General features: G+C 39.2%; 11 protein-coding genes. 4 read left to right on the plus strand and 7 right to left on the minus strand.

Annotated elements, in window-relative coordinates; translation table 11 throughout:
• Position 1: 1 nt before the first annotated feature.
• Positions 2-1,684: a tetratricopeptide repeat-containing sensor histidine kinase gene (locus tag AWW67_RS02850; protein ID WP_062300123.1), complete on the plus strand. Its 1,683-nt coding sequence runs from the start codon at positions 2-4 to the stop codon at positions 1,682-1,684.
• Positions 1,677-2,306, plus strand: a complete 630-nt coding sequence (locus tag AWW67_RS02855) for a response regulator (RefSeq protein WP_053224625.1) — start codon at positions 1,677-1,679, stop codon at positions 2,304-2,306. The genes AWW67_RS02850 and AWW67_RS02855 overlap by 8 nt, the downstream gene beginning before the upstream one ends.
• Here the strand turns inward: AWW67_RS02855 and AWW67_RS02860 are convergent.
• The 3 genes from AWW67_RS02860 to hemF are packed head-to-tail and all read right to left on the minus strand — an operon-like array spanning position 2,303 to position 4,053.
• A complete protein-coding gene (locus tag AWW67_RS02860; protein WP_053224626.1) occupies positions 2,303-2,557 on the minus strand; it encodes a hypothetical protein in 255 nt (84 codons plus the stop codon). The genes AWW67_RS02855 and AWW67_RS02860 overlap by 4 nt on opposite strands.
• 35 nt (positions 2,558-2,592) lie before the next feature.
• On the minus strand, positions 2,593-3,147 hold the full coding sequence (locus AWW67_RS02865; RefSeq protein WP_062300125.1) for a phosphatase PAP2 family protein: 555 nt from the start codon (positions 3,145-3,147) through the stop codon (positions 2,593-2,595).
• Positions 3,148-4,053, minus strand: coding sequence for an oxygen-dependent coproporphyrinogen oxidase (gene hemF / locus AWW67_RS02870; RefSeq protein ID WP_089082021.1), 906 nt, complete (start codon positions 4,051-4,053; stop codon positions 3,148-3,150). It abuts the gene before it with no gap.
• A gap of 128 nt (positions 4,054-4,181) precedes the next feature.
• Here hemF and AWW67_RS02875 point away from each other — a divergent pair, with 128 nt between their 5' ends.
• Positions 4,182-6,281, plus strand: a complete 2,100-nt coding sequence (locus AWW67_RS02875; protein ID WP_062300128.1) for an alpha-ketoacid dehydrogenase subunit alpha/beta — start codon at positions 4,182-4,184, stop codon at positions 6,279-6,281.
• A 66-nt stretch (positions 6,282-6,347) separates the two neighbouring features.
• Here AWW67_RS02875 and tamL read toward each other — a convergent pair whose 3' ends face one another.
• Positions 6,348-8,810 (minus strand): translocation and assembly module lipoprotein TamL, encoded by a 2,463-nt coding sequence (tamL, locus tag AWW67_RS02880; RefSeq protein ID WP_062300130.1) that lies wholly within the window; start codon positions 8,808-8,810, stop codon positions 6,348-6,350.
• Positions 8,811-8,824: 14 nt separating this feature from the next.
• On the opposite strand from tamL, the gene AWW67_RS02885 reads away from it, so the two are divergent.
• The gene (locus tag AWW67_RS02885; protein ID WP_062300132.1) at positions 8,825-9,562 is read left to right on the plus strand and encodes an RNA methyltransferase; all 738 of its coding nucleotides are present in this window, start codon (positions 8,825-8,827) and stop codon (positions 9,560-9,562) included.
• Here AWW67_RS02885 and AWW67_RS02890 read toward each other — a convergent pair.
• The 3 genes from AWW67_RS02890 to AWW67_RS02900 are packed head-to-tail and all read right to left on the minus strand — an operon-like array spanning position 9,559 to position 11,687.
• On the minus strand, positions 9,559-10,359 hold the full coding sequence (locus AWW67_RS02890; protein WP_053224631.1) for a queuosine precursor transporter: 801 nt from the start codon (positions 10,357-10,359) through the stop codon (positions 9,559-9,561). The genes AWW67_RS02885 and AWW67_RS02890 overlap by 4 nt on opposite strands.
• A gap of 11 nt (positions 10,360-10,370) precedes the next feature.
• Positions 10,371-11,294, minus strand: a complete 924-nt coding sequence (locus AWW67_RS02895) for a ribonuclease Z (protein ID WP_062300134.1) — start codon at positions 11,292-11,294, stop codon at positions 10,371-10,373.
• 9 nt (positions 11,295-11,303) lie between these two features.
• Complete coding sequence (locus tag AWW67_RS02900) at positions 11,304-11,687, minus strand: STAS domain-containing protein (RefSeq protein ID WP_053224633.1); 384 nt, start codon at positions 11,685-11,687, stop codon at positions 11,304-11,306.
• Between the last annotated feature and the right edge of the window lie 3 nt (positions 11,688-11,690).

The raw sequence follows: 11,690 nt of genomic DNA on the forward strand, positions 1-11,690 counted from the left end.
AATGAGAGTAATCATTACAGGGATTTTGATTTTCATTCTGAATCCTTTATTCGGTCAGGATTTAAATGACCTGGATGAATTAAGGGGACAGGGTGAAAAATATAGAGCTGAGGCAAAGTATGACTCAGCTCTAATTGCTTTTCGTCAAGTTTCGGATTTGGCAGAAGAGATGGGTAATATTGAATTTCAAGTTCGCGCGGCAATAGGAGAAGCTGCCGTGTTTATTGAATTGAACGAGTCAGACTTTGCTCGTTCATCCTACCTAAAAGCAATAAAACTCTCTCAAAGTATTAACAATAAACGTTTAGAGAATAACTCATGGTATGGAATTGGAGTGACACACCAAATAGAAGGAAATATTGACTCTGCATTGTATTACTACAATAAAACAGAGGTGTTATTTAATGAAGAAAAGAATAAAGAAATGGTGGCTTCTTTACTCTCAAATATTGGGTCACTTCATTATTTAAAAGAGGAATATGATTTAGCGATTGCTAAAAGTTTTGAGTCTTCAAAACAGAATAAACAACTAAAGAATTTCAGAGTTGTAGGACTTGATTATAGAAGGATGGGAATGTCTTTCTTCAAACTTGATAACCTTGACAGTGCAAAATTCTATGCAACGCTAGCATATGAAATAGCTGATTCTTTGAAATACTTAGATGATGCTAGAGAGGTATTGACACTCCAATCTCAAATAGCAAGAAGTGAAGGTAGGTTTGAAGATGCCGCTAGATATACTGACTCATCAGACTCGCTAGCGAAGGTTATTTATGTCGATGGTAAAAATGATGAAATTCTAGAGCTAAAAGCTAAGGTTATGACTGCTTCTTTAGCACTCGAATCTGAAAAGCAGAAGAACTTGGCACTTCAACAAAGGAAATATAAAACCATAATCCTTGGTGTATCCATAATTCTTGTTGTAGCAGCTTTCATAATTATTTATGTGATTGATCAGCGTAGAAAAAACATAAAGGCTTTGGCAGATAAAAATGAAGAGATCAATAAACAGCAAATTGATGAACTGCTTCAAAAGCAAGAAATAGCTTCACTACAAGGCGTTTTAGAAGGGCAAGAAACTGAACGAAGAAGAATTGCTATTGACCTTCATGACAGACTCGGAGGTATACTCTCGATGGTGAAACTACATTTTAGCGTAGTTACCGAAAGCCTGAGTAAGGATGATCAAACCCATACCAAGTTTATGAAGGCGTCTGATTTATTGGATCAGGCAACAGGTGAAGTGAGAAGTATTTCACACAATTTAATGTCTGGGGTACTTACAAAGTTTGGACTCGTGCCCGCTTTAGAAGATCTGAAAGACAAGATTTCACAAACAGGTAAACTCAAGGTAAGTCTCTATTCTAACGACCTCAATAATGTTTTGACGGCCGAACAAGAGTTGCAGTTGTACCGTATTGTTCAGGAGTTGATTAGCAACATTTTAAAGCATTCACATGCCAAAGAAGCAAATATTCAACTCACAAAAGGAGAGGACAGTGTTAACCTCATTGTGGAAGATGATGGAGTGGGTTTTGACTTGAAGGAAGTGAATAAAAAGGCTGGAATAGGTTTGATTAACTTAAAAGCACGCGTAGCCAAACTCAACGGTAATTTCCATATTGATACAGGAAGAGGGGCAGGCACAACAATCTCAATTGATATACCAATAAATAATGATTAGAGTTCTTATAGTTGACGATCACCAAGTGGTAATTGATGGCATATCTTCAATCCTTGAAGATGATGCTTCAATAAAAGTGGTCGATAGCGCTTTAACTGGAGCAGACGCACTACGCAAACTCGAATTTTGTGCGGTTGATGTTTTATTGCTCGATATCAATATGCCCGAAATGGATGGAATCGAGGTGGTAAGACAGCTGCATAAGAAAGGAATTAAAGTGAATGTGCTTATTCTCACAATGCATAACAATGCACAGTTTACCAAGCAACTGATTGAGCTGGGAGTCCAAGGTTGTATTCTGAAAAATTCTGGAAAGAAAGAATTGATTTTCGCCATTAACGAAGTATCACAGGGCAGAAGGATTTATAGCGAAGATGTGACTGAATCACTTTTTGACAGCTTAGAAAAAACTCAGAATGCTGTAGATCAAGTACAACTGACTAAAAGAGAAGTAGAGATTATTAAGCTTATTGCCTCAGAGCTAAATACCAATGAAATTGCAGAACAACTATTTATTAGTTCTCATACAGTAGATACGCACAGGAAGAATATCTTAAGTAAGTTAGGAGTGAAGAATTTGGCAGGCTTGGTGAAATTTGCTTACGAGAATCAGTTGGTTTAGCCTTCCTTTCGTTGAAAAAAGTCTTTTTTCATATAGAGTTGAAACTCTAATGGACTACTTTCTTTGAATTCATCTTCGGCTAAATCATCATAAATTTCTTCATCAAAATTCATGTCTGTTTTTTCTACTTTTCCATCAGGGTGAATAATCAATTCGGTGCCAGAAAAGTCAATAGGGTTGACTGACACAAGTACCTGATAGTCTTCAAAAACGCGCTTGAAGTATTTGAAAACGATTGCATCTTTTTTCATACTAAAATCTGATTTGTATTGTTGAATTAACCCTTCTACTTTTTAGTTGAAACAAAGGTAAACAAGCGGAAGCATACATATCCGGCAATCAAGCCAATTAATGCACCTGTGATTACATCGCCAGGAAAGTGAACACCTAAATAAACCCGACTATAAGCAATTAAAGCAGCCCAAGGCAGCAAAAGCCAAATGTATTTTAGCTTGTCTTTTAAACAAAACCAGCAGAAAAAGGCAAGTGCAAACATATTTGAGGAATGCGATGATGCAAAACCATAGCGTCCGCCACAACCATCTGGACTGTGGACCAAATCCATTATTTCAGGGTCATGGCATGGTCGGAGACGGGCTACCCATGGTTTTAATAAACCAGAGGCTGTTTGGTCGCTGATTAATATGAGTAAACCTAAAGATAGAGCCATCCAGCCGTAGTTCTTTTTGTATTTGAATAGCCAATAAAGCAAGACGACATAAAGAGGAATCCAAATGAATTTATTGCTGGCCCAGGTCATTACAAAATCACCAAAGCTATTATGCGCTCCATTAATGATGCGGAATAGTGCCTTATCCCATTGTTCTAATTGATCGATCATTTAAAGCTTTAGCCAGTTGATTCCTTTTTGTAATAAAGCCTGAGTTTTTGCCTCTTTACTTCCTTTTAGTGGCTGAAAGTCATATTCCCAACCGGCCTGAGCGGGTAAACTCATTAAAATTGACTCAATTCGTCCGTCAGTTTCTAAGCCAAAACGTGTACCTCTATCGTGCACCAGATTGAATTCTACATAGCGACCACGCCTAAGCATCTGCCATTCTTTTTCTCTTTCTCCGTAAGGAAGTTTAGAGTTTTTGCGCATTAAGTAAGTGTATATAGGGGCAAAAGCAAGCCCTACATCTTTTACGAATTCTAGGCGGTCCGACTTGCTAAAAGTGCTGTCCTCAGTTAAATGATCGAAGAAAATCCCTCCAATTCCTCTGGTTTCTTTTCTATGTTTCACGTAGAAATAGTCATCGGCCCAAGGCTTGAACTCTGTATAGTATGAAGAATGGTGCTTGTCGCAAACGGCCTTTAATTTTTCATGAAAAAACTGAGCGTCCGATTCGTCTACATAATGAGGTGTTAAATCAATTCCTCCACCAAACCAATATTTCCCATCCGACATTTCGAAATAGCGAATGTTCATATGGATAATAGGTACCATAGGGTTTTCAGGGTGAAGAACTATAGAGACACCCGTAGCAAAGAAATCTCCTTCAGTAAGCCCGAACGAGCTCAATATTTTTTCAGGTGTTTTACCATGCACTGCTGAAAAATTGACACCCCCTTTTTCTATTATGGTGCCATGACGCATTACGCGGCTAATGCCACCGCCACCGCCCGGACGTTCCCATTGGTCTTCAATAAAGCGGCCTGTGCCATCACATTTGGTGATTTCTTTACAAATATGATCCTGAATATTTCTGAAAATCCGAGTAATCGAATCTCTATCTGTCATTGTCATAATGCAAAAGTAAAACAAACCGTTGAAAGGCAATTCCGTATGCAAAATAGATTGCCTAACGATCGGTAGGTTTTTTAGCACATCGTTCAGAAATATTGGCTATTTTTGGATTTGACATAACCACACATATGGGAGTTATCAAGACGAAGAAGATTTTAACAGACGAGAAAAAAGAAATTACCATATCTAAAGCATTGTTGGAGAAGGCTTACCGCCTGATGCACACCGCCATGAACATGGCGATGACCTACGAGGAGAACAAGGCGATTTGCAGTAAATACGTTCATAGTACATCAAGAGGGCACGAAGCTATTCAATTGGCAGCAGGACTTTCTTTAATGCCTCATGATTTTGCTGCACCATATTATAGAGATGAATCCATCCTTTTGGGAATAGGAATGCAGCCTTATGAGCTCATGCTACAACTTATGGCTAAAAAGGACGACCCTTTTTCTGGCGGAAGGACCTATTATGGTCATCCTTCTTTAAAAAGAGAAGGCTTTCCTACAATACCTCACCAAAGTTCGGCAACGGGAATGCAGGCCATACCAGCTACGGGAATGGCGCATGGAATCCATTATTTGGAAAGCCAAAACTTACTAAAGGGAGATGGAAAACCAGTAGTGCTTTGTTCGCTTGGCGATGGTTCTGTAACAGAGGGTGAAGTTTCTGAGGCCTTTCAAATGGCGGTACTTCATAAGCTACCAATCGTTTATTTGATTCAAGACAATGATTGGGGTATTTCTGCGACTGGTGCTGAAATGCGTGCTATGGATGCTTATGATTTTGTTTCCGGCTTTACAGGCATGGAGCGCATGCGTGTAGATGGAAGTGATTTTGTAGATTCCTATGAAGGTTTGCAAAAAGCTTTTAACTATGTGAGAGAAAATAGGGCGCCAATTCTTGTTCATGCGAAAGTGCCTTTATTGGGGCATCACACATCGGGGGTAAGAAAAGAATGGTACAGGGGGGATTATGATGAGCACCTGAAGAATGACCCAATTCCGAGGTTAAGGAAAGAACTGAAAAGGCGAGGATGGAAGGAAGCCCAACTGGTAAAAATAGAAGATGAAGCCTTGGCTTTTGTGCAGGCAGAATACGCAAGAGCAATCAATGCCGATGATCCGGACATTACTACGTTTATGGATCATGAGTTTGCACCTACGCCAATTACTGAAGAGAAAGGGCAAAGAAAACCGAGAGGAGCCGAAAAGGTAGTGATGGTTGATGCTGCACTTCATGCGGTTGATGATATTTTAAAAACACACCCTGAATCATTATTCTACGGACAGGATGTGGGAGGAACATTAGGTGGAGTATTCCGTGAAGCCGCTACGCTTGCTCAGAAATATGGAGATGATCGTATTTTCAATACTCCAATTCAAGAGGCCTATATAATTGGGTCAACTGCGGGAATGTCGGCCATTGGGGCTAAGGCCATTGTAGAGATTCAATTTGCGGACTACATCTGGCCAGGAATTAACCAGTTGGTAGAAGAGCTTTCTAAAAGTTGTTATTTGTCGAAGGGGCAATTTCCAATACAATCTCTGATTAGAGTGCCGATTGGAGCTTACGGTGGAGGAGGCCCATACCATTCGGGAAGTATAGAGTCTACTTTGCTCAATATCAGAGGAATTAAAGTGGTTTACCCATCGAATGCTGCCGATATGAAAGGCTTGATGAAAGCGGCTTTTCATGATCCTAACCCAGTGGTGATGTTGGAGCACAAAGGTTTATATTGGTCCAAAGTACCAGGGACTGAAGGGGCAAAAACATTTGAACCAGATAGCGATTACATCATTCCACTAGGTAAATCTCGAATTGATCAAGAAGCGAGTGAGGAGGCTATTGAAAATGGTGAAAGCTGTGTGGTGATTACTTACGGCATGGGCGTTTATTGGACAAGAGCAGCGTCTGAAGCTTTCAAAGGACAAGTAGAAATACTTGATTTAAGAACCTTAAACCCAATAGACTGGGAAGGTGTTATTGCATCAGTAAAAAGGCATAATAAGGCTTTAGTGCTTACAGAGGAGCCTTTATTGAATTCTTTTGCCGAATCTTTAGCGGGGCGTATATCACAAGAGTGTTTCCAAATTCTGGATGCACCAGTAATGACTTATGGTGCGGCTAATTTGCCTGCAATACCATTGAATGTAGATTTAGAAAAACAGATGCTTCCTACTGCTGAAAAGGTAAAAGGAATGCTTTCTCAATTGTTGAATTACTAATTGAGAAAATTAATAGAAATATGAGCGGCTGGTTTTTGATCAGTCGCTTTTTTTATGCGGCTAATGTTAGAAAGCGTAACCCACTCCAATATTCCATACCGTTTGGTTGGTATCGGTAAAAGGTTTTCTCCATCGTTCACCGTTTGGAAAGCGAGGGTCACGAATTTTATGTCCAATATCGAACCTGAATACAAGGAAAGAGAAATCGAAGCGAAGCCCGATTCCCGCCCCCACAGCTATTTCTTTATAAAAGCGATTGAATTTAAAATCGGCACCTGACGATAAAGTAATTGGATCGCTTGGGTCGTCAGGCGCTTCGGTATCGCGAAATTTCCACACATTGCCGGCATCTACAAAAAAAGCCCAATCTAAAAAGCCCACAATATTAGCCCTGTACTCTGCATTTATTTCTAATAGAATTTCTCCTGGCTGTTCAAATCGATAACTGTCTTTTGAACGGTCGGCTACAAGGTTTCCTTCTGAATCTCTAACGTTATCGCCATTGTCGTCTAGCAGGTAAGGAAAAGCAGAGCCAGGCCCCAGTCGCCTTGGTGTCCAAGCGCGGTTGCTATTACTTCCACCCGAAAAAAAGTATTTTTCATATGGTAAGTCTGCTCCATTGTAAGGGTCAGCAATGCCCATATTGCCCCTGAATACTAATGCCCTTTCTCTGCTTAACGGATAATACCTCCGGTAATCTAGCTGAAATTTCAGAAACTGATAGTTGGTTAAATCGTTGTTTCGCAGAAGGCCTGTTCCAGTAAGGTTTAGTATACTTCCGCCTGCTTCAACAAAATAGCGGAAGAATGAAGAGGGCGAATTGGTGTTTGAGTAATCGCTATTCAAAGTAGCATTAAAGGAAGTACTACTCACAAAAGAGGGTTCAAAAGCCAACTTCAGAGTGTTTCCTTGTGCTTCGAGTCGGTCTAATAAAGCATCAAACTCTTCACTTCTGAATGGGGTATAAATCAAATTGACGTCTGCCAGAGTAAGCGTATAGTTCTTGCTACCCTTAAGGTTTTGCCAATTGTAAGATAAATTTCCATTAATGTTTTCTCGCTTGTACTGTGTTCTATCGGTGTAAGAATACCCCAAAGATACGGTAGTTCGGGGGTTGAAGGTTCCTAAGTTTAATTCCCGAGAAGGGAAGGGGGTGATGAATCTAGGGAAACTTAGTGATAGGTTGCCGCCATACTGAAGGTTAGAGTTTGAAGATTCAGATGAATTTGATTTTGCGATTCCTTCTATTCCAACAAAAGCATTGAGTTCTAATATTTCTAAACCTCCGAAAACGTTTCTGTCTTTTAAAGATAGGTTATAAAATGGTCCTGGATAACTCGATTGAGTGTTGTTGGTTACATTTAAACCTAGCTCTTGTGTAAGTTGATATTTCTTGAGCGGAGCGGTATAGAAGTTGGTCACCATTTTACCAGGAACTAAGGTGGTGTCAAAATTAATATTGACATAGCGAAACATGTCGATGGCCAATAGTTGTCGCTGCGTATTGATTACACTGGTATAGTTGTATAATTCGCCTTTTCTAAAAATTAGACGTGTGTCGATTACTTTAGGGGAGTAGTAATTTAAGCCTGAAACATAACTTACATTTTCATACTCTGTGGTGTCGGTAGGCATATCACTGCCGTTGCTATTGAATATAATAGAGTCCATTTGATAAATTTGATGCTTAGGCTTATCAGATGGCTTGTTGATAACTGTTGAAACCCATAAGTCAAGTTCATTTGGTTTAAAAAATACATCGAACTCGATAAAACCCTTGGTGAAATTAAAATAGCCATTGTCTTTCATTAAAGATTCAATTCTCTCCCTTTCTTGGTCGATCTTATCCTTGCTGTAAGGGTCGCCAATTTTCAGGAAGGACTTTGCTTTAGTAGCATTGATTAAGTTACTTAATGTAGAATCTCCTGTTCTTAAAGTAAGGCTGTCGATATAACTGCGTGGGCCTTCATCCACAATGAATTTTTGATGAACCTTTCTTCGTTTCTCTTTTACTTCAATATCGATTTGCGCTTTCAAAAAACCATTGAAATTGAGGTAAGTGAGCATACGCTCCTTTGAATTAGCTATGGCTAGGCTATCATATACGGCCAAGGGAGTTCCTGTACGCATTGGTAAATTACCGTTCCGTAATTTGTTTTCATACCGGTCAAGTTTTCTCTTTTTATTGGTTTCAAGCCGTGAAGTTGATTTCCCATCTTCTTCCCTTGCTGAAATCTTTTTGTCCATCTTCTCAATGTATTCTCGTCTGTCCTGATTGATTTCTGCGGTGTCATAACTGTTTTCGCCAAGTTCATAGATTGCCGCGCCAAGTGGACCCAGAAGTGGAATTCTAGTGTTCGGAGTAAGGGTTATTTGTTCAGAAAGTGCATCTTTGTTGGCTTTTTCAACGCCTACAATGCTTTGTTTGTATAGAAGTTTTTCGCCATCTTCCAGATGTCTGACGCCTGTACAACCATTGATTAGGATGGTGAAAAAAAGAATTAAGAATATTAGATTTCCCGACTTCACAAATAGCTTTCGATATGCTTTCTAAACGATTGATAAAGTACTTTAAATCTCTTCAATTAAAAAAATATAGACATCAAGAACGTAAGTTTATTGTGGAGGGAGCAAAAGGCGTTTCTGAAGTTCTAGCGTCTGATTTCGTCATGGATTATCTCTTAACAACCAAAGCCTACGCTGAATTGTTACCCACAGACCAATTATCTAAGGTAAAGGAAGTGATTGAAGTGACGGAAAGCGAATTGAAAGCGGTGGGCACATTTCAAACCAATAGTGCGGCTTTAGCGGTTGTTTCGATGGAAGAAGAGCATGATTTTCTACTCCCTAATGATAGACTGGTTCTTGCACTTGATGATGTTCGTGACCCCGGTAATTTGGGCACAATTATTCGCATTGCAGATTGGTATGGAATTGACACCATTATATGCTCTTTGGAATCGGCAGATTTTTATAACCCTAAAGTGATTAACGCTAGTATGGGGTCATTTACACGAGTTAAGGTGTATTATAAAGACTTAAAGGAAGTTTTTACAGCGACTGAATTGCCTGTTTATGGAGCCTTACTTTCTGGCGAAAACATCTATAAATCTCAATTGACCAACAGAGGTATTCTGTTAATGGGGAATGAATCACAAGGAATTAATCCTGATTTGGAACAGTATATTTCCCATTCGTTACATATTCCAAGAAGAGGAGGGGCGGAGTCGTTAAATGTGGCTATTGCTACCGCTGTTATTTTAGATAACTTCTTTCGTTAAAAGATTTTATCTCCACTTTCTAAACTTGCTTCTTCTTGAAGCTGTTCCGAAATTTCTTTCCCTAAGTACCTATCAATAAAGAAATGCGCGACATAAAGCAAAGGAGTGAGCGCAATTGCAATTAGAAATTTATAGATGTAATTGGTTACACCTACCGCTAAAACTTGTTCTATTGGCCAAGAGCCAAGGAAATAGAAGGCCACGAAAAGCACAACAAAGCTATCGATAAGCTGAGAAATTAGGGTAGAGCCTGTAGCACGAAGCCAAATTTTATTTTGCCCTGTGATTTTTCTTAGCTTATGAAAAACGTAAACATCCACAAACTGACCGATTAAAAAGGCTACAAGTGATGCGAAAATAATATTCAACCCTTGTGAGAACACCTTTTGAAATGCTTCATCAATATTGAATGGGTTGCCTTGCGCATCTGTAGCAAATACTCCAAGCCAGAAGTCTGCAGGCACAAGTTTGATGGCTAAATATATAACCAGAAAAGCATAAGCAATAAGTCCAACGGTAATGTATGTAATTCGCTTTACGCCTCTTTTGCCAAAGTATTCATTAATAATATCTGTAGTAATAAACACTACGGGCCAAAGTAATACGCCCGCTGTTAAATTGAACTGAAGCATAAAGTCTCCCATCAAGGAGATGTCTAAAGGTTCAAAGCCTAGTGTTTTTTCGAAAGAGAAAATTTTTCCGCCAATGAGCTCTGCAATCAGAGCATTTGTGATAAAAATACCAGCTAAAACAATGAAGAGGTTGGTCTTTTTATTCTTCAGAATCGACTCGCCCATGGGTTATGGATTTAAGAAATATCGTCTAAGATAAAGTCTTCTCCTTCAATGGCAAGGTGAGAATTCGGGAAAATGGACTGGGCTTCGTATTTCAAGGGCTCTAACTCTTTATACCGAATGGAAAAATGCCCCATTAGTAGCATTCCAACATTGGCTTTTTTGGCAATGGTAGCGGCCTGCTTTGTGGTTGAGTGATATGTGTTTGCTGCTCTGTCTTCATGTTCTTCCATAAAAGTAGTTTCGTGATAGAGCATATCCGCATCTTGAATGATGGGGATAATGGACTCATCGTACTTGGTGTCGGAACAGAATGCATACTTGTAAACCCGTTTTGGAGGTAAAGTCATTTGAGTGTGATGATAAATAATGTTACCATCGCCATCATAGATGTCTTCACCATTCTTGAGTTTAATGATATTCTTGACAGAAAAGCCTTCAGGTATTTTATCCTTTATGATTCTTCTCTTCTTTGGTTTCTCAGCAAATAAAAAACCAGCGCAAGGGATTCTATGGTTTAGCGGGATAGTGTAAACCCTAATAAAGTCATCTTCATGAATGAGTTTGTTGGCCTTTGTGTCTACAGGGTGAAAGTTTACCTGATAGTTAAATACGGTTTCAGAGTATTTAAGCTGTAAGGTGATAATTTCTGCTAAACCTGGAGGCCCATAGAGGTTAAGAGGCTTTTTTCTACCCATCAAATGCATGGTAGATAAAAGCCCCATAATCCCTAAATAATGGTCTCCGTGTAAATGAGAAATGAAGATATTGTTGATGCGCTGAATAGGTACTCTATATCGTTTTAATTGAAGTTGAGTACCTTCTCCACAGTCCATTAAATAGAGATGCCCCTCAATAGTAAGCAACTGAGAAGTTTGGTTGCGCTTATGAGCTGGAGCTGCAGAATTAGAGCCTAATATCTTTACTTTTATACTCAAATCGCTGAATTAAGCTTCGCCTTCTTCAGCTCCCAATTCCTTTTTAATCTCTGTCATCGTAATAAATTCGATGGCTTCATTTGAAGTAGGGAGAATGTCTAAAATTTTGTGTAGCTGAGAAAGCTCAATCAGTTTCTGAACCATTGGTTGTAAACTGCTTAATACAAGCTTGCCTTCATTTTCTGTACAAATTCTATTTCCTGTTAGAATAGCGCTTAGACCAGAAGAATCGCAATATTTGGTGGCAGAAAGATCTAAAACTATATTGGTAACACCCTGAGTACTAAGGTTTACAAACTCTGACTTCAAACCTGGGGCAATAGTAGCATCCAGTTTATCTTCGTCTAGTTTTAAGAGTGTGTATTTTTCTTGTTTATCTACTGTAAATTTCATCGT

It is taken from the genome of Roseivirga seohaensis (assembly GCF_001592945.1).
GTDB classification, from domain to species: Bacteria; Bacteroidota; Bacteroidia; order Cytophagales; family Cyclobacteriaceae; genus Roseivirga; species Roseivirga seohaensis.